Source organism: Paenibacillus sp. MDMC362 (assembly GCF_003269305.1).
GTDB lineage: Bacteria > Bacillota > Bacilli > Paenibacillales > Paenibacillaceae > Paenibacillus_AQ.
This window is the reverse complement of the sequence record NZ_QLYT01000034.1, coordinates 90,221-110,421: the sequence shown is the minus strand read 5'-3', so window position 1 is coordinate 110,421 and position 20,201 is coordinate 90,221. Positions and strand designations below refer to the sequence as shown.

At 51.9% G+C, this 20,201-nt stretch carries 12 protein-coding genes; 2 read left to right on the top strand and 10 right to left on the bottom strand.

Annotated elements, in window-relative coordinates; all coding sequences use genetic code 11:
• Nucleotides 1-44 precede the first annotated feature (44 nt).
• From DP091_RS17565 to yicI, 8 genes are all read right to left on the bottom strand, one after another.
• Nucleotides 45-2,078, bottom strand: coding sequence for a beta-galactosidase (locus DP091_RS17565; protein WP_113059508.1), 2,034 nt, complete (start codon nt 2,076-2,078; stop codon nt 45-47).
• Between the two features lie 66 nt (nt 2,079-2,144).
• Entirely contained in the window at nt 2,145-4,520 is a 2,376-nt protein-coding gene (locus tag DP091_RS17560; protein ID WP_258394599.1) for a glycoside hydrolase family 95 protein, read from the bottom strand.
• A 201-nt stretch (nt 4,521-4,721) separates the two neighbouring features.
• Nucleotides 4,722-6,434, bottom strand: coding sequence for an ABC transporter substrate-binding protein (locus DP091_RS17555; RefSeq protein ID WP_113059506.1), 1,713 nt, complete (start codon nt 6,432-6,434; stop codon nt 4,722-4,724).
• 76 nt (nt 6,435-6,510) lie between these two features.
• The gene (locus DP091_RS17550) at nt 6,511-7,419 is read right to left on the bottom strand and encodes a carbohydrate ABC transporter permease (RefSeq protein ID WP_071219671.1); all 909 of its coding nucleotides are present in this window, start codon (nt 7,417-7,419) and stop codon (nt 6,511-6,513) included.
• 14 nt (nt 7,420-7,433) lie between these two features.
• On the bottom strand, nt 7,434-8,396 hold the full coding sequence (locus DP091_RS17545) for an ABC transporter permease (protein WP_113059505.1): 963 nt from the start codon (nt 8,394-8,396) through the stop codon (nt 7,434-7,436).
• 406 nt (nt 8,397-8,802) lie between these two features.
• A complete protein-coding gene (locus DP091_RS17540) occupies nt 8,803-10,359 on the bottom strand; it encodes a response regulator transcription factor (protein ID WP_113059504.1) in 1,557 nt (518 codons plus the stop codon).
• Nucleotides 10,334-12,142: a sensor histidine kinase gene (locus DP091_RS17535; protein ID WP_113059503.1), complete on the bottom strand. Its 1,809-nt coding sequence runs from the start codon at nt 12,140-12,142 to the stop codon at nt 10,334-10,336. Before DP091_RS17535 ends, DP091_RS17540 begins: the two co-directional genes overlap by 26 nt.
• Before the next feature lie 222 nt (nt 12,143-12,364).
• A complete protein-coding gene (yicI, locus tag DP091_RS17530; protein ID WP_113059502.1) occupies nt 12,365-14,692 on the bottom strand; it encodes an alpha-xylosidase in 2,328 nt (775 codons plus the stop codon).
• 171 nt (nt 14,693-14,863) lie between these two features.
• On the opposite strand from yicI, the gene DP091_RS17525 reads away from it, so the two are divergent.
• Nucleotides 14,864-15,742: a helix-turn-helix transcriptional regulator gene (locus DP091_RS17525; RefSeq protein WP_113059501.1), complete on the top strand. Its 879-nt coding sequence runs from the start codon at nt 14,864-14,866 to the stop codon at nt 15,740-15,742.
• Here DP091_RS17525 and DP091_RS17520 read toward each other — a convergent pair.
• Together DP091_RS17520 and DP091_RS17515 are read right to left on the bottom strand one after the other, a co-directional pair.
• The gene (locus DP091_RS17520) at nt 15,737-17,140 is read right to left on the bottom strand and encodes a glycosyl hydrolase family 18 protein (protein ID WP_113059500.1); all 1,404 of its coding nucleotides are present in this window, start codon (nt 17,138-17,140) and stop codon (nt 15,737-15,739) included. The genes DP091_RS17525 and DP091_RS17520 overlap by 6 nt on opposite strands.
• A 319-nt stretch (nt 17,141-17,459) precedes the next feature.
• Nucleotides 17,460-18,215: a YqcI/YcgG family protein gene (locus DP091_RS17515; RefSeq protein WP_113059499.1), complete on the bottom strand. Its 756-nt coding sequence runs from the start codon at nt 18,213-18,215 to the stop codon at nt 17,460-17,462.
• 185 nt (nt 18,216-18,400) lie between these two features.
• Between DP091_RS17515 and rnjA the strand changes: the two genes are divergently transcribed.
• On the top strand, nt 18,401-20,119 hold the full coding sequence (rnjA, locus tag DP091_RS17510) for a ribonuclease J1 (protein WP_113059498.1): 1,719 nt from the start codon (nt 18,401-18,403) through the stop codon (nt 20,117-20,119).
• The last annotated feature ends 82 nt before the right edge of the window (nt 20,120-20,201 follow it).

Sequence of the window (20,201 nt, the reverse complement as noted above, 5' to 3'; positions counted from 1 at the left end):
CCTCAGAGCGATTGATGTCTTCGCAGAACCTTCATGCACTCCTTCTACCCCAGCTGCTTCTCCAAGATCATGACTCCGCGTGCCGGCACTTCGCAGGAATCTCGATGCTCCTCTCCCGTCAGCAGGTCAACGTAGGTCTCCCCTTCCAATGGCACGAGTTTGCTCTCCGGCATGTGATTAAGTACAAAGGTGAATTCCACGCCCTCCTTCACGCGTTTTGTAACCTCAACGCCTTCCGGAGCCTTCAGGACGGGCTCAATGCCATGTTCATTGCATATCGTTTGCATCAGGTCCATCAGGAATTTAGGCTCCGGACTTGTGGCCACATACCAGGCCTTCCCCTGCCCGAAGGAATTCACGGTTAACGATGGCATCCCTTGATAGTAGTCCGAGCCGTATTCGGCAACGACCTCTGCTCCCTCGGCATGGATTACGTCGCATAGAATGCCGCAGTCGTAGGTGCCCTCCAGTTGTCCCTTCCGGCCTCGCAGCACCATCTGATTCTGCTTGCCCGGAAGCAGCGCATCAATCTCCTCGGCCCAAACTCCCATCACCTTGCGCAGCTCGCCCGGATAACCGCCCAGCGTCACCAGATCATTCTCGTTCACGATCCCGCTGAAGAAGGTTGTCACAAAGGTTCCGCCTTGCGATACAAAGGCCTCCACGCGCTCTGCAAATCCCTGCTTTGCCATATACATCACAGGTGCGATGACAACGTCATATTTCCGGTAGTCCTCTTCCACGCCGATCATATCGGTCTGAATATGCAGCTGGTGCAGAGCATCATAATATTTATGGACCTCATTCACGTAATTGAGGGCAACGGTCGGACCGCTCGACAGGTCAATGCCCCATCGATTCTCCCAGTCGTAGATGATGGCGACTTTGGCGTCGGAACGGGCATCCAGAATTCGGTCCCCCAGCTGCTGCAGCTCCTTGCCCATCTCGGCGCACTCGCGGAATACGCGGGTATGTTCATGTCCCACATGTTCGATGACCGCTCCGTGATACTTCTCGCAGGCTCCGATCGAACGGCGCAGCTGGAAGAACATCACCGTATCCGCGCCATGGGCGACCGCTTGATAGCTCCACAATCGCATAACCCCAGGGCGCTTGGCCGAGTTATACGGCTGCCAGTTCTGGACGCTTGGCGTCTGCTCCATAAGCATAAAAGGCTGTCCGCCCTTCAGCCCCCGCATCAAAGCATGCGCCATGGCCGTATAGCTGTATGGCGTATCCAGAGACGGGTAGTTATCCCAGGATACAACATCCATCTCTTTGGCCCACTTGAAGTAATCCAGCTCCGGATAGAAGCCCATCAGATTCGTGGTCACCGGAATATCTGGCGTGATCCGCTTTAATTCATCCCGCTCCAGCTTATAGCAGTCCAGCAGGCTGTCCGACTGGAAACGGCGGTAATCCAGGGATATGCCTTGGAAATTGGTCCGGTTGCCGGCCCACTCCTCGCTTAATGCGTTAGGTACGACAATGTCTTCCCAGTCGTAGAAGGTATGTCCCCAGAAACGGGTATTCCAAGCCTTGTTCACGGCATCCAGCGTGCCATAGTGCTGCTCAAGCCAAGTTCGGAATGCCGCGGCGCAATTGTCGCAGTAACAGTACCCGCCGTATTCGTTCGATACGTGCCAGATCAAGACGGCAGGATGATCCTTATAACGTTCCGCCAGCTTGCCGGCCATGGCTTTGGCGTATTTACGGTAAGTGGGGCTGTTCGGGCAGGAGTTATGACGACCTCCGAATTTGCGCTTACGTCCCTCGTAGTCGACGCGCAGCACATCCGGGTATTTACGGGCCATCCATGCCGGATGGGCCCCTGTGCTGGTTGCCAGACAGATGTATACCCCGTTCCGGTACAGCCGTTCGATCGTCTCGTCCAGCCAGGCAAAATCGTACGTATCCTCATTCGGCTGGCTCAAAGCCCAGGAGAATACATTGATGGTGGCCACATCGATGCCCGCCAGCTTAAACATGCGGTCATCTTCCTTCCACGCTTCTGCATCCCATTGCTCGGGATTATAATCGCCGCCATACCACATTTTGGGTAACTTTTCGTTAATCATTTAGGGTTCAGCTCCTTTAGCTTCTTAATTCCGTATCCAGTTCGCCATCAACAAAGCATTGTACGATCAATCGTGTTCGCGGCTGCCTTCGGAAGTCGCTGGCGTGATCAGGTATATCGCTCCGCTGACCGTTCCAAATGAGCCCTGATCATCCACCGCCACCGCAACCCCGTCTTCCCTCGTAACGGCGAGAGGCACGGAACAGCTAATTCTACAGACACGGCCATGCGTAGAGATTACGCGCGCAGACGTTAGGATGCCTTCGCTCCATTCCATGTCCACAATAAACCCGCCGCGAGCCTTTAATCCTCTTGCGGATCCTGCTGCCCACGCTTTCGGCAGCGCCGGCAGCAGCTGAATAGCGCCCAAGTGGCTCTGGAGCAGCATTTCCACAAGTCCGGCCGTGCCTCCAAAATTCGCATCGATCTGAAAGGGAGGATGGTCTCCAAGCAGATTAGAATGCATGGAACGGGAAATCAGCGTCCGGACATAATCATACGCCTTGTCCGGCTGCTGTAGTCGGGCAAACAGGTTGATCAGCCATACGCAGCTCCACCCCGTGTGCCCTCCTCCATGGTCGATCCGCGACATCAGCGTACGATAAGCGGCTTCCGCAAGCTGCGGCGTATCCTGAAGGGTAATGTCGGAGCCGGGGTACAGCCCATACAGATGCGATACGTGCCGATGTCCGGGCTCCGCTTCCGGGTAAGGCTCGCTCCATTCCATGAGTTTGCCCTCGGCATCAATGGCGTAAGGCAGCAGCCTCGCTGCCGCCGCCCTCCATTCCTCCCGCAGCTCAGCATCCTGGTCCAGGAGCTGTGATGCTTCAATGCAATTCTGGAATATATCCCGGATGATGGCCATGTCCATAGTGGAGCCTGCCGACACGCTGCAAGGCAGGCCTTCCTCGGTAAGGAACTGATTCTCCGGCGATGTCGACGGGCTGGTCACGAGATGCCCTTTCCCGTCTTCAATAAGCCAATCCAGGCAAAACAATGCCGCATCCCTCATCAGCGGATAAGCCGTTTCCCGCAAATATTCAAGATTCGGCTGGAATTGGTAATGCTCCCATAGATGCCGGCACAGCCATGCGCCGCCCATTGGCCAGAAAGCCCACATGGCCCTGCCATCGCTCGGACTGGCCATTCGCCATAGATCCACGTTATGGTGGGCAACCCATCCACGGGCGCCGTAATGAATTTTCGCCGTCCGGGCACCGCTTACGCTAAGCTCCCGGATCATCTGGATCAGCGGCTCATGACACTCGCTCAGATGCGTCGTCTCTGCGGGCCAGTAGTTCATCTCCGTATTGATATTCGTTGTATAATCGCTGTTCCATGGCGGCTGTACATGCGGGTTCCATATGCCCTGCAGATGTGCAGGCTGTGTATCTGGCCGAGAGCTGGCAATGAGCAAATACCTTCCGAATTGAAACATCAGCGCCTCGAGAGCAGCATCCTCCCGTCCTTCCCGGTACGCTTCCATCCGCTCGTCGGTGGCTAAAGCTTCTATGGAACGTCCATTCTCTGAACGGCCAAGCTGAAGGTCCACGCGTCTGAACAAGGCTTGATGGTCTTGGACATGCCGTGAGCGCAATTCTTCAAAGCCACGCCCCATCGCGTCCTGAAGCCTCCTCCTGCATATACCGGACGGATCGGTTCCTCCAGAACCTGGAGAGCGATCGAAGCCTTCAAAATTCGTGGCAGCCGCAATCAGCAGCGTGACCGAGCCTGCGCCGTGAATACGTATACCGCTGTCATCCACCGTAACCTGCCCGCTATCCGTTAAAGGCAGCAGCCTCATTTCATACCTTATGCCAAGCCCGTCTTCAAAGAGCACCGCCCCGGGGTGATCACCTCTGTAATTCTCAGCAATATGGGTGGGAGCGTGTCCATACAACACCAAGGATCCGTCTTCTGCGCTGCGGGTACCATGCTGCAGCGGTGAACGAAGCCCGATCTCCAATTGGATGGTTCCAGCGTTCGTGCTCGTATAACGAATAACCGCTACCTGATCCGGCGCACTGATGAATACTTCCCTGCTGAAGCGACCATCCGAGCCGCCGGCTCGAAAGTGAGTGGATGCAATCCCTGTATCCAAATCCAGTTCGCGCCTATAGTCCGTCCAATCATCCCCAACTCCGCTCTGTCTGATAACCAGATCTCCTAAAGGCAAAAAGGACTCCGTGCTCCTGCCGACCATCTTCCCCTCAATCAACTGTTCGGCTTCGGTATACTTTCCGGACGCAATCAGCTCTCTTGCCGTTGCCAAATGCCGGAGAGCCTCATAATTATTCGTGTCCCGGGGAAACCCGGACCAAAGCGTATCTTCATTCCATTGAATGCGTTCTTCCTGTACGCCCCCGAACACCATGGCGCCAAGACGGCCGTTTCCAAGCGGAAGCGCTTCTTCCCACTTGGCCGCGGGTTTCCGATACCACAATGTTGAGGTCTGCTGCTGTACTGAATTCAGTGTAATCCCCCCTTATTCCAATTTGATAAAGGTCTTCTCGAAAAACACCTTAAATCCTTCATCTTAGGTTGTATTTATTCGAATAACTTAAGGCCCGCCGCCTAGCAGCAACTGCCTTGAATAGCGGCAAAAGGGGCCGCATACAGCCGGCCCCTTTTATTCGCCTCTACCTTAATTATTCCATAGTTCCACGCGTTCGCGTACCAATTGGGTGTATTCCTGCTCCATCTTCTCGGCGCCCGCATCATTCAGTTCTTTGATGAACTGATCATACAGCGCGTCAAATTTCGCCGGATCGGCAAGAATGACTTCCGGAATCCGTTTACGGGTAATCTCTTCCACCTTTTTGTAGGTGATATTGATGTTGGAGTCGCTCGGTACCGGAATGTTGTAAGCAACGCCCCACGGCTTCACTTCGAATTCCTCTTGCTTCGGCCACAGGTCTTTCCACATTTCCGCGCCGTACGCTTTCAGCGTCTCCTTCGCGGATGGCGTATAGTTCTCTATGATTGTCTCCGGGAAATTCGTTGTATAGTAGTTGCCCGTCGAATCCTTCACGCCATCGCCGTAACGAGGGAACATGGCGTTGTACAAGCCGATTCCTGTTTCCTTGGTGAAGTTGGCGTTGTCATAGGTTTTGCGCTCTTGAACATCTTCCGGAATGACGCGCTTGCCGTCCACCACGTTGTAATGCTCGCCTTCGATTCCCCAATTCATCAAAACTTGCCCTTCTTCAGAAGCCAGATAATCCAGGAACTTGATGATTCGAACCGGATCCTTCGCGGATGTCGTAATACCTACGCCCCATCCTGCAACGTAACCCGTGTCTTGGAATGTTGCATCCTTGGTCGACTCATCCAGTTGGATCGGGAATCTCGCATAGGTGCGGTTTTCCTTACCGGAAGATCTTAGCGCGTTGGTTGCATTGCCGAAGCCCCACTCCTGATCGATGACGCCAAGAACACGGCCAGAGGAGATTTTAGCTTCGTATTGGTCCGTCTTCTGCACGAACGTTTCTTTATCCAACAAGCCCTCGGCGTTCATATGATTCAGCCAGCGGAAATATTCTTTCTCTTCCGGGCGCTTGTAGTGCAGCTTCGCCTCGGTTGTTTCCGGGTCGATATAGTACTCGCCGTCATCCGATACGCCTGTCGCGATAAACGCCGGGTTCGTTACCGAGATCATGATTCTCCATCCGTCCGCATTCAACGTCAGCGGAATCGTCGGCTGACCGTCAATGGTCGGGTGTTTCTCGGCATACTCTTTCAGCGCGTTCTCATAATCCTTCACCGTTTTCAGTTCAGGGTAACCGAGTTCTTTCAGCACTTCATGCTGGATCTGGAACGTACCGCCGGCATCGAGGGCCTGATGGTCCACCGCTGCAAGTGTCGGGAGGACATAGATGGCCTCATCCTCATTGCTCCATTTCAGACGGCTCATATATTCGCCATACACCTTCTTGATATTCGGCGCATGCTCTTCGATCAGATCTGTCAGATCAATAAACGCTCCGGAATCCACAAACAGATTGGCGTCACCCTTGGCAAATACCAAGTCTGGATATTCCCCGCTCGCCACCATCAGCGGAAGCTTCTGATTGGAGCCGTCCACCGCGTATTCGGCCTGGATCGTAATGCCGGTTTTCTCAGTCAGCTTCTTGCCGACCGCATCCTGCATGTTGGCCCAGTTTGCATTGGAATCCGCGCTGTAATACGTCATGGTCATCGGCTCGAGCTTCTCTTCCTGCTGCGTATCGTTGCCGCCATTGCCTTCTTCGCCGCCGTTTGCGCTATTGTTGCTGTCGCTGTTGCCGCATGCCGCAAGCACGAATGTGGCCATCATCATGATCGCTAGCAGCAGCGACAATCTCTTCTTATGTTTCATTGCTATACCCCCTAAACCGATTTTTAATCATCTATCGTATAACAGGACGTGTTGCCTGCTGATACCGTACTTACGCTTAGCTTTTTACGGCTCCAAGCGTCATGCCTTTTACAAAATACCGCTGCAGGAACGGATAGACGAGCAATATGGGAACCGTAACCACAATCGTGATCGCCATTTTGATCGATTCCGGCGACACCTGCTTCACGATTTCGGCCATGTTCTGACCCGACATCATGCCGCTGGTTTGTCCCTGCGTGCTCTGCAGCACTTTCATCAGCTCGAATTGAAGCGTCGTCAGATGGGGTGCGTTGCCGTTATAGAGATACGTATCGAACCATGAGTTCCACTGCCCGACGGCCAGGAATAAGGCGATGGTAGCCAATACGGGCTTACAGAGCGGAAGAATGATTTTGTAATAGATCGTGAAATCGTTGGCCCCGTCAAGCTTAGCCGATTCCTGCAGCGAATACGGCAGGCTGTCGATGAAAGAGCGGATAACGAATACATTGAACGCGCTTACCATTCCCGGAATGATGTAGACCAGAAACGAATTCATCATGTTTAAGTCGCGGATCAGAATGAACACTGGAATCATTCCGCCGGAGAAGTACATCGTCAGCGCAAGAAAGGTCGACATGAACTTTCTTCCCTGAAAGTCCACCCTGCTGAGGACGTAACCCAGCATCGTGCCGCTCAGCAAGCCCAAGAATGTTCCTGCCAGCGTACGGAGAATCGTAATTTTGGCCCCTGTTATCAAACCGTCGTATTTGAAGATCTGCACGTAATTCTCAAGCGTAAACTCCCGCGGCCAGAGATAGATCCCCCCGCGCACTGTATCTACGGAATCGTTCAATGATATCGCAAGAACATTCAGGAACGGATACAGAGTAACGATCATGACCAATGTCATAAAAGTAAAGTTACCAATATCAAACACGCGGTCGGAGAGCGTGGGCTTGAATGCTGTTTTGGTTCGTGCCATGCTGCTTCCCTCCCCTACATAATCGATTGCTTCGTGAATTTTTTGAATACGCCGTTAGCGAGCAGCAACAAGAGGATACTCACAATGGAGTTGAACATCCCGATGGCCGTACCGAATGAGAAACGACCCATCCCAAGGCCAAAATTCAGCGCATACAGATCCAGCACTTGGGAATAATCCACCACCAGCGGGTTACCCAGCAAGAACTGCTTCTCGAAGCCGATGCTGATCAGATGTCCGATGGACATGATCATTAGAATTGCAATCGTAGGGGCGATGCTTGGCAGCGTAATATGCCATATTTGGCGAAGTCGGCTCGCGCCGTCAACCTTGGCTGCTTCGAATTGCTCCTGATCAATGCCTGAAATCGCTGCCAAATAAATGATCGCGCTCCAGCCCATTTCCTTCCATATATCGGAGCCCGTTACGATGTACCAGAACAGGTTCCCCTGAGCCATGAACTGTATGGGCTGATCAATGAACCCCAGCCACATCAGCAGCTGGTTGACAGCGCCTCCATCTGTGGACAGCATTTTGGTCACGATACCGGCAACCACGACCCAGGACACAAAATGCGGCAGATAAGATATCGTCTGTACGGTCCTCTTGAATACGCTTCCACGAAGCTCATTCAACAAGACTGCGAATAGGATCGGAATGGTGAATCCAACAATCAATCCCATGAAACTCATGGCGAGTGTATTTCGCAACACCAGATAAAACTTATCGTCCGAGAAGAGTGTCACGAAATGGTCCAGGCCCACCCATTTTTGCTCGAAGATTCCTTTGCCCGGCCTGTAATTCTGGAATGCCATCAACCAGCCCCATACCGGCATGTAGCTGAAAATGAACACAATGACGATGAATGGAAGCGACATTCCGTACAGTACTTTCTGCTCTTTGAAAGTGGCCCAAAAGCCTTTCTTTTTCTTTGCGGCAGGTTGGATGCTACCTTCTGTCTTTGTTACCGCTTTCAAACCAACCCCTCCTCTCTTGTATATCCTGATGATAAACCAAGCTGGGGCAGGGAAGTACCCGAAGGATTGGCTTAAAAATCATATAAAAATTAGACATTAACGGTGGGAGGTAAATGCGAAAGACCTTTATGCCGCTCCGTGTCCGGATCGTATCGCCGATCGCTGTTAAACCCGGGAAACTTCGGATGATACAGGGAGGCGGTTTCCCGGCTTTAAAGGCGACCGCTGGCGCTTCTCCGATACGATTCCGGCCCCTCCGCTCTATGCTTTGCAGCATTAGTGCCCCGATAATGCCTTGGGGAAGGAAAGGGAAAAACAAAAAGACGCGTACCTTAGTCGCGTCTAAAGGGCACGATATGAAAGTATTTATGTTTAGTCTAGTTGTAGGTGAGAATGTGACGACTGATCACAGGTCCAGCTCCTTACGGAAATTGGATGGAGAGGTACCGACGTATTTTTTAAACTTGCTATGAAAATAGTCGACATTCGTATACCCGACCTTCTCCGCAACCTGATACACCTTCATGCCCTGCTTCAAAAAATCCTTGGCCTTGTCGATCCGGACCTTATCGAGGTACGTATTGAAGTATTCTCCGGTTGTATTCTTGAACATCTTCCCAAGGTAGGCGCTGTTGTAATTAAATACGGAGGCCAGTGTTTCCAGTTTAAGATTCTCATTGTAATTACGCTGAATCAGATCCATGATCCGCTTCATCTCCTGGTCCCTTCCGCCATTGCCGGCCTGCCAAATCAGCTCCTCCAGAAATTGGGACGAATGGCGGCACAAATCATAGGCCGTGCGCTGGCGGAATATTGCCGCAATCCGATCGGAGTATTCTTTCGTGCGGGACTGCAGCTCGGTATGATGCTGCATCAGCTTGTTGTGCACCCCGGTCAGAAGCTCCACGAAGGCGCTTTTCATCCTTTCCTCCGTATATTCTTCATTCACCATGGCATACGCTGCAGCATGCAGCAGCTTCCGCAGCACCTCCACATTACCCACATCCACGGCGTAATAGAGCTGTTCCATCAGCTGCACCGGATCATAGGGCTGCCGTTCTTGATCCGTTATGCTGCCGGCAAACCGCTCGGATTCAGGGAATAACAACTCGCCGGGAGCATAGAAGAAGCGTTCGCGAATCCGTTCCTTGGCACAACGGTACGAATTCGCCACATCTTCCAAACGGTGGACCTGACGGCCCAAAGAGGCCGTTATCGCCGTGCCGGCCCGACTTGCGGCTTCCTCCACCATCTGCAGCAATTCTTTGCGCCCACCCGCCGTCAAGACCGGCGTGTGCATTAGGACGCCTAACTGTCGATTCATGGTAAAGACCGCGCCGTGGCCGTTCTCTTCAAAAGCTTCGATCAGCTGGTTTTTCAACCGATCGTCGGCTCCCTCAACGGATTCATCGTAGCCGTTATGATGAACAAGCAGCACTTGGTACTGGTTCCATAACAGTCCTGATCGCTCGGCCATATTCCGCAAAGCTGCCGGATCGGGATTGCCCTCCGGGTTGAACCATGTCTGAATGAACTGCTCGCGGCTCATATCCGAGGCTGCCCTATTCAGTGCCTTCCTCTCCTGTTCCTGCTCGATGGCTTCTTTAATCTGCAGCAAATACATGCTCAGCTCGTCCTCATCCACCGGTTTCAAAAGGTATCCGTCCACGCGGTGGGACATCGCCCGCTTAGCATAATCAAAATCGGCATACCCGCTCAGGATGAGCAGATGAATCTCGGAATCCAGGTTTCGGATGGCTTCGATCAGCTGCAATCCGTCCATTCCCGGCATTCGGATATCAATCAGCATCAAATCCGGGTCATACGTCCCGTGCTTCTCCAGCGCTTCGCTTCCGTTCGCTGCGGTTCCAACAACCTGATACCCAAGCTCGGTCCATGGCACAATGCTCTTCAGCCCTTCGCGCAGCTTGGGTTCGTCATCCACGATTAATACTTTCATCATCGCTCTCTCCTCCTGTCGGGATACTGAATTCAATACGTGTTCCTATGCCCGGCTCGCTGTAAATGATCAGACCTGCATCAGGGCCGTAGGTAAGCTGCAGACGGACATGAACATTCCGGAGTCCGATCCGCCCTCCGTCCTTCTCATCGGTATCGTTCAAATAACCGTAGATCATCTGCAATCTCTCCGGGGTTATGCCCGCCCCATTATCCTCGGTGATCACGAGCAGTTTCCCTTCACTAGCCGTGACCCTCACCCTGATGAAAGTTCCTTCTTCCTTGTGATCCATCCCATGTATGACCGCATTCTCCACAAGCGGCTGTATGATCAGCGGGGGGATTCTTACCCGATCGGCTTCGGGATCCACCAGAAGTTCATATTTCAGACGATCCTCATAGCGGAACTTTTGAATATCCAGATAACACTGCACCATTTCGATCTCGTCTTTTATCGTTGTTTTTCCGCTGCCGATCTCAAGATTGCTTCGCATCATTTTACCGAGCAGCCGCACAATCCGGGCGATTTCGTCCTCACCCTTGAGATGTGCCTGCATGCGAATAGACTCTAAGGCATTAAACAAAAAGTGCGGATTGATCTGACCGGCCATCATTTTGAATTTAATTTCGTTCTGCTTCTGCTCCATTAACCTTTTCTGTTCATTGGAAACCTGCACTTCGTTCATCAGGTCGTTAATGTTACCCACCATGGAGTTGAATTGGCGAGATAACTGACCGATCTCATCCTTGCCGTCAATTCTCATGGCAACGCCGAGGTTACCGGTACCTACCTTCGTGATATGCTTGCTGAGACGCAGCAACCGGTTCGAGATCAATGAAGAGAAGCTATAGATCAGAAGAACGGCCAGCAGCAGACTGATGATGATGACCGTCATCGCCAGCTTGTTGATCCGATTGGCATCCGCCACGATGCTATCAATCGAAAATATGGAGATAATGCGCAGGCCGTTAACCCCGGATTCCGTATTCAACGGTTCAATCAGTACTTTGGAGGCTTCGTCATGGATAACCGATTCATAGCTTCCGCTCAAATTGTATACAACCCCGCTGGTATCTTGAATCTCGGCTAGCGTTTTCCCGTACAGCTCCGGACGGTTAGCGGCCACAATATTGTTCTTGCTGTCCACAATAATGGTGTCAAACGTTTCTTGGCTGAGGATCGTGTTCAGCATACCTGTATTGACATTGATAACAAGCACGCCACGGTTGTCTTTACTTCCAAGATCAACCCCCTTGATTAAGCTGAGATACACCTTCTGATCGCGTTCATCCGTAATATAGTCCCAGTAGATGACGCCGATATTATCCTCGGCTCGCTGATACCATTCCGTTCTCTTGATTTCGTCCTCGGGATAAAGAAACTCCCAATTGTTCAGCATGGTGGGGTTCTCGCTGTAGAAACGGATATTCGATATTTCCTTGTACATCAGAATTGCCTGCTGTAAATCGGGATACTCCCTGTAAGCCACGAACACATCGTATACGCTTTCATATTGCCGGCTGGCAAGGTTTCTCAGACGCTCGTCGTAAGATAGCCGATAAGATAAATCGTCTGCCACATTGATGACTTCGGTGGACCGTTTCTTGACCCGGTCCACATTCTGGTAAGCTTGCTCCAGCGCATTGTCGAAAGCAAATTTGCGGAGCTCGCCCGTAAGGAATATTCCCACGATGGCTACCGGGACAAAGACCACGACAACAAAAGACAATATCAGTTTGTTGCGGATTTTCATGTCATTCACAAGTTGAATGAAATAGGATAACATCGGACCGTCTTCGCTCCTGTCCTTTAATCTTCGGCAAGCCTTCTAAAAGAAAACGGTTACAACCATTGGTGAATAAACCTGCCGCAGGCCTATTATATCAGCATTGCCGTTAGTTCAAGGCCAGCTAAAATATGGAAGAAGCCCGATTCCAGCATAAGGCTGGTCCGGGCTCATCTTCGCTATGCTTTTTTTTCCCTCTTATCGAGCAGGCGTTCCCAGAGTTTACGCTTCCAGAATTGCCGTGAAAGTCACCGCTTGTTGTCCGGCTTCCACTTGAATGCTGCCTTCTTGCAAGCTCACTCCCGAGCCCTCTACAGATGAAACGGCTCCGGTGTCATGCAGCTTCACGGAGAATGGCTTGCCGCTGCCTTCCACCGTAAAGTCGATCCGGCTGCCTGCACGGACCGCCCGCACAACCAGCTCGCTTTCCCCGTTCATGTTGCGAACGGTGACCGAAGCTTCGCTGCCGTCCTCCAATGCATACAAGCCAAGCTCCACTCCGTCGGCATAGTCATATTCCGGACGGGTGTCGTTTGCGCCCAAAGCCAGGAATGAGTTGCCGCGTACAAACAACGGCAGCCCGAGGAAATCGTACGTTTCCTTGCGCCAGGTTCCGCCATCCACCGTTTCTCCGGTTAACAGATGCGTCCAGCGGCCCTTCGGCAGATAGTACTTCACGTCGCCGTTCTCGCTGAACACCGGTGCCACAAGCAGGGTATCTCCCAGCATGTATTGACGATCCAGCATTTCGACGGCCGGATCCTCCGGGAATTCCAGGAACATGGCGCGCATGCTCGGCACCCCTTGCTCCGATGCCTGTACGGCGGTATGGAACAGATACGGCATCAGACGGCTCTTCAGCTTCGTGAAGAAGCGCGTAACGTCTACGGCCTCTTCGTCGTAAGACCATGGCACCCGGTAAGAGCTGCTGCCGTGCAGACGGCTGTGGCTGGACAGCAAGCCAAATGCCAGCCAGCGCTTGAACACATGCGCCGGAGCCGTATTCTCGAAGCCGCCAATATCATGGCTCCAGAAGCCGAAGCCGCCGAGACCGAGGGACAAGCCGCCGCGCAGACTCTCCGCCATCGATTCATAATCCGCATAGCAATCGCCGCCCCAGTGAACAGGGAACTGCTGTCCGCCAACGGTTGCGGAGCGTGCGAATACCGCCGCCTGATTCTTCCCGAATTTCTCAACCAGCACATCAAAGACGACTTTGTTATAGAGCTGGGTGTAGTAGTTATGCATTTTATGAGGATCGGAGCCGTCAAAATACACAACGTCCGTCGGAATGCGCTCACCGAAATCCGTTTTGAAACTATCAACGCCCATATCTGCCAGCTCGCGCAGATAACCTGCATACCATTCGCATGCGTCCGGATTCGTGAAGTCGACCAGCGCCATACCCGGCTGCCACAGATTCCACTGCCATACATCGCCATTCGCTTTCTTCACCAGGTAGCCTTTTTCACGGCCTTCCTCAAAAAGACGCGAGCGCTGCGCGATATATGGATTAATCCACACGCAGATTTTCAAGCCTTTTTCTTTCAAACGCTTGAGCATGCCTTCAGGATCCGGGAACACCTCTTCATCCCATTGGAAGTCCGTCCAGTTGAGCCCCTTCATCCAGAAGCAGTCAAAGTGGAACACTTCCAGCGGGATATCGCGTTCCAGCATACCGTCGACAAAGGAGTTGACAGTTGCTTCGTCATACTGGGTTGTAAAGGAAGTCGAAAGCCACAATCCAAAGGTCCATGCCGGCGGCAGTGCCGGTTTGCCTGTCAGGTTCGTGTATTTGTCCAGCACGCCTTTCGGATCAGGCCCGTCAATAACAAAGTACTCCAGTGACTCGCCCGGCACGCTGAACTGCACCTTCTTCACTTTCTCCGAAGCCACCTCAAAGGATACAAGGTCCGGTTGGTTGACAAACACGCCATAGCCCTTGTTCGTCAGATAGAACGGAATATTTTTATAGGCTTGCTCGGAGCTTGTTCCGCCATCCTGATTCCAAATATCCACGACCTGGCCATTCTTCACAAACGAAGTGAATCGTTCGCCAAGCCCGTATACCCACTCGCCTACGCCAAGATCCAGCTCTTCGCGCATGTAGGTCTGTCCGCCATCTTCCACGATATGTGCCATGGATTTGGCTCTGCTGCCGGTAATGCGTTCTTCTCCTCTATAGAAGTGAACCGACCATTCCGGACCTTTCTTGATCACGACGCTCAAATTGCCGCTGCGAAGAACCGCCTCCTGATCGTTCTCTTCAATGACCGTATGGTCACCTTCCTGTTTGTACAACTCGAATGCAGGTCCTCTGTCTCTTACTCCCGCGTAGTGAACCAGCTTTACACCGATGACGCCGGGTGCCGGAGAATGAAATTGCACGGTGATCAGCTGGGCGTTAATCGTTGCTCCTCTGCCCGGAATCGGGGCCGTGGAGGCATAGGCAGTCAACATATCTCCTTTTACCGCAAAATCATAAGCCTGAACCGCCCCCGAAACGGAATATCCTTCCCGGATAAGCCAGTTGCCGTCTGTAAATTTCATTTTTTAATCCGCCTTTCTATATTATGAAAATTGAACTTTAAGATGTAAGCGTTATAATATCATTATACTGATCTATTTTAAGGCAATCTAACAGTATTCCATTGTTTTATAGCACAATTTTGATATAAGATGACATCATTCAGGCGGCAATTCATTCCAAGGAGGTACATCATGGATCAATCCTTTCGCCAATCCTTAAAAGAAAGCACCGTTCACGGGAATGAACGCTTCCCGTTTGGTGCCTACTGGTATCAATTTGCCCCCGGGGCCCATGTAGTAGACTCCCATTGGCATAAGGAAGCGGAAATTTTCCACGTGCTGGAAGGCGAGGTTCTGTTTCAGATCGACTCGGAATATATCCCTGTCCGTGCGGGTGAAGCGATATTTATCGATGGAGGAGATCTCCATACAGGTCATGCCCGGGGCGATCAAGGGTGCAGCTTCTGCGCCATGGTGTTCGATGTCGGCATGCTTGCCAGCAGCAGCTACGATCTTGTACAGGAAGGAATGATTGTTCCCTTTCAGGAGCGGAGAGCCACCTTTCCAAGATGGATGACATCCGAAACCGATGAGCAGCTGCTTCAGCATATAAAGGAAATGACACGGCTGTCGAAGCATAAACCTGCCGGTTATGAAGCTGCTATTAAGGGACATCTGTTTCTCATGTTGTTTCAGGCCGCATCCTCTGGCCGATTGGTCAACAGGAGCCGGAGTGAAGCAGCGGATATGGTGAGAACGGATCGTTTGAAGAAAGTCATTCTCTACATCCAGAATCATTATCACCGTCCGATCCGGCTGAGTGAGCTGGCTGATCTGATCCCGATGAGCGAAGGCCAGTTCTGCCGTTTCTTTAAATCCATGACCGGGCAAACGCCCGTGGATTATATGAATTCCTATCGCGTTCGCCAGGCGGCTGAACTCCTTCGTCAGCCAGACAATAAAATATCCGACATCGCACTCGATGTCGGATTCGGGCATATCAGTTATTTTGTTCGGGTCTTCCGTAAGATCATGGACTGCACGCCCTCGGAGTATCGGAAGAAATTATAATTTCGGCAGGCTTGGTATGGTCTGATTGCAATCTCCCGCAAGCGGCAGGTTTCGGCATACGTACTGGCCCGCACTGTTCTCATTCGCTGCACCCGACGGGGCGGGCTGGTGAACGCGCTGTTTCCAGAGCTGCCACAGCATGAATCCATCGTTCGCCCTTCCCTTATTTTTCATATAGTTCACCATCGTTTCTACATTATAATAGGGTGTTGCGATATTATTCTGACCGTTCATCATGTCGGCATCGTATACCGTGCCCGGTGCGGCATTCAGTTGCAGGACGGCCCCGCCGGATCCCTCCGGCGCAATTTGCATGCCCATGTTGATAGGTCCATTGTATATTGCCTTATACGATTCATAGCCTTCACGCGGATCGTAATAAATCCCGCCATCGTAGGACATCAGATTGATGAAGTCGATCTTGCCGCCGTGATCCTTAACCACGCGGTACATGGTACCGCCAAAAGGAGATCCCCATTGGACCTTGCCTTCCTCAAACGGCGTTCCTTTCACGTAATAAGCGCCCGTAGACCAACCGGCGATGGAAATCTGCAGATTCGCGTTTCTTGCATGGATTTCATTATAGAGACTCGTAATAATGCCTGCGATCTCTCCATCCTTGGTGCAGCTGAACTGGGAGGCGGTTCCTTTGTTGCAGCTGCTGCCGCTGGATTCCCAGTCAATGTCGACTCCGGCAGCGCCAAGATCGAGAGCCAAATCCACAATGTTCTTGGCATTGAATCTGGACCACTGCGAACCTTGGCTGTATGACCAGCCTCCTACCGATAAGAACGCTTTCGTTCCGCGGGCTCTGAGCGATGCGATATGGTTACGCAGATCCTGAGACTGCTGGGACGTAAATTTTCGTTGACCGTTCGGGGTGGTCGCCCCTTCCACGAATTCCAAGCCCGCAACGGCTTGATCAAACGCGTAGGACCCCTGGGTATACGTGGTATCCGGCCTTACGAATGCAAGATTGAGATGGGTGATGTAATTGGGAATGCTCGCGGTCGTCAGATCGTAAATACTGGTGTTCCAAGTACTCGCATAAGCGACATACATACGGTCACCGGGCAGCGGAGGATCTACAGGAGGGTCTACTGGAGGATCCACCGGGGGATCGACGGGCGGTGTCCCGGGAGTGCAATTTCCTAGGTCCTCCCATACACCCCATGGTCCTGTCGTTCCAGGCACCTCGCCCTGTGTCCACCATTTCGCTTTCCAGGCATGACCGTTGAAGGATACGATATTCCCCCCGCCATACACGGCAGAACTGCTCCATGCAGGCTCCGTACAGGCCTCAGCGGCTTGAGCCTTGTGCACAGGGAACATACCAAGCACCAGCACGGCGATGAATCCGAGAATCCATCCTCTCATCGTTCTGGACAACCTTGTCATTCATCAAACAACTCCTTCGCCAATTGATTTTGTTCATTAAAGCGGTTTCAAAGCTGGTGAAAGCCTCGTACCTTGCACACCTCCTAACGCATATAGATGAAATGGTATGACGCACTTTAAGTGTAACTTGACCATTTTTTGTACAACAAGGACAAAATTTACTTATTCAGGGGCAAAATCCTATACCCTGGCCAATCAGCACTTCGACGCAAAAAAAGCTGTCACACTGCGGATTACCGCGAATGAGGCAGCTATTAAATAGAAAGCATGGTTAACCCTGACTCCGATTTAGGGTATGATGATAGCAACGTGTTATTTCTTACCGTTGATTGATCTCTTTATGCCGCCTAGCAAACGGACATTTCGATAGTGACTCCGTGTTATCCCGCAAAAAATATTGCTTCCATTCATAGTTATCCTCCGCCCCGTAGAGGTTCAAGTCAGGGTGCGGCGGTACGGGATCATATTGGGCCAATCGCTGACGAATCAATCCCTTGGTGTGTTCTGCTTGCCTTGTTCGGGCATTGAACTGCTTCAGAACCCAACGAGGCGTAAAAGCAAGCATCATGTAGGGAAAGTATCTGCTCTGGCGAAGCTCATGTGCCGGTGTTGCACAATAAACAAAATAAGGCTCGCCTGCAAAACAAAATTCCCATAGATGATCCGTCGGTTCCTCCGGCAGATCCGCCGGCCAAGGTTCCGTATCGTATTCGGTTGTTCGACTTAACAGCTGCCAGAACAAGCCCTCATAATACTGGGCGTCTTGCAGGCCATCGCGGCCATGCTCCGTATCGATCATGACGACAAGTGAAGTATAAGGCCCAAAGTCCCTGGAGCCGAGCCCGAACTCGCGCAGCAGAGCAGCCAGCTGTTCCGCCGCAGCCTGTGATTCACCCTGATGTATAAAGCCGTATCTAAAATGATTCAGTGCATGTCCTTGCACAGCCGGAATGCAGGGGAATTTGGCATAACGGTCCGTCATTTTCTCGGTCAGCTTGGTTATCGCTTTCCGCTGCCATTCCTCATGCAATCCATGGACAGCATCCATATCGTCCAACCTCAATAAACCGCTCATTACCAGTCCTCCTCTTCTACATCATATAAGAGTGAGTAAAAATAGGTGACTGTCACGAGCGAAATGCACATGAATTTCGAAAAGCGTTTCCCAAAAGCTTGAACTTTCTGATATCTTAAGTAGAGAAGAAATATAAAATGACCAGGCTTATGCCTTAATTACCATAGAGAGGATTCTTTCACATTATGTCTAAACCCCTGCTAACAGATAAGATTCAAACTGCCAAGCCCGCCAAAAAACCGAGGCCTTCCGCTCCACCCGTGCGCATCTTTGCGCTGGGGGGGCTTGGCGAGATCGGCAAGAACATGTACGGTGTGGAATTCAAAAATGAGATCATTATCATCGATGCCGGCCTGAAATTCCCGGATGCCGAAATGAGCGGCGTCGATTACATTATTCCGGACATTCGTTACTTACTTGATAACAAACATAAGGTAAAGGGCATGTTTCTGACCCATGGTCATGAAGATCATATTGGGGCTATTCCCTATGTGCTTCGTCAAATCCAGATGCCGATCTACGGCGGGGCCCTGACCATCGGCCTGGTTCGAGCGAAGCTGGAAGAGCACCGCCTGCTGGATCAGAGTGATCTGCGCGTCTTCCATGAAGACGAAACGATTTCATTCCGTCATCTTTCCGTTCATTTCTTCAGAACCACCCACAGCATTCCGGATGCCTTCGGGGTCGTTGTGGAAACCCCGTACGGGCCGATCGTACATACCGGGGACTTTAAATTTGATTTTACGCCGGAGGACAAGCCTGCCAATCTGCATAAAATTCTGCATATCGGCGCGCGGGGCGTCCTGGCCCTGATGGCTGACAGCACCAATAGCGAGCGGGACGGGTTTACCCCGTCGGAGCGCACCGTCGGCGATTCCATATTGCGTCTGTTCCGGGAATGTCCCGGACGGATCCTGTTTGCTACCTTTGCATCGAACGTTCATCGTTTGCAGCAGGTTGTTGAAGCTGCCATCCGGACTGGACGCAAAATCGCCATCGTCGGCCGCAGCATGGAGAAGGTGTTTGTGATCGGTCAAGAGCTTGGTTATATTCGCGTACCGGACGGCATGATGATTGATGTTAAAGCCGTTAACCGCTATCGCGACGACCAGGTGCTGATTATTTGTACAGGCAGTCAGGGCGAACCTAATGCGGCGCTGACACGCATCGCTTCGGGTGCCCACCGTTCGATCCAGATTCATCCGGATGACACCGTTATTTTCTCGTCTTCGCCGATTCCTGGGAATACCCAGAACGTCAATCGCAGCATCGATCTATTGATGCGGGCAGGAGCGGAGGTTAAATACGGCTCCATTCTCGATATCCACACTTCGGGTCACGGCTGCCGCGAAGATTTGAAGCTTATGATCAGCAGCTTGCGTCCCAAATATTTTGTGCCGATCCACGGGGAATACCGGATGATGCTGAATCATCGTCACCTCGCTGTGCAGGTTGGGGTTCCCGACAGCAACGTTTACTTGATGAACATCGGGAATACACTGTCCCTATTCCGCAACTATGCGCGCAAAGGGCGGAACATCCCCTCTGGAGACGTCTACATCAACAATGGTGAGCTGCGTACCCATGAGAAGGAATTGCTCGAGGAACGAGTACAGCTCGCTCACGATGGCGTTGTCATTGTCGCTATCACCGTTCATCGCGAGACCCGCAAGCTGCTCTCCGGGCCGGAGTTGATTACCCGCGGATTTGTGTATATGCAGGACTCCAAACCTCTTCTGCGCCGGGCTGAAGCGATGCTGCGCAAACAGCTGAACAAAGCCGGTGAACAGCGTGAATACAACCGCGCTGCCTGGGAACAGATGACGAACAACACGCTCAATCGTTATTTTAAAAGAGAACTGGGCCGAAGCCCGTACATTATGCCTTCCATTATGGAAGTATAAGTCTCATTGTCTTTGAGCCTTGACTGTATCTCAAACATAAAAAGGGTGGATCCGAGGTAATTTGAACCTTCGGATCCACCCT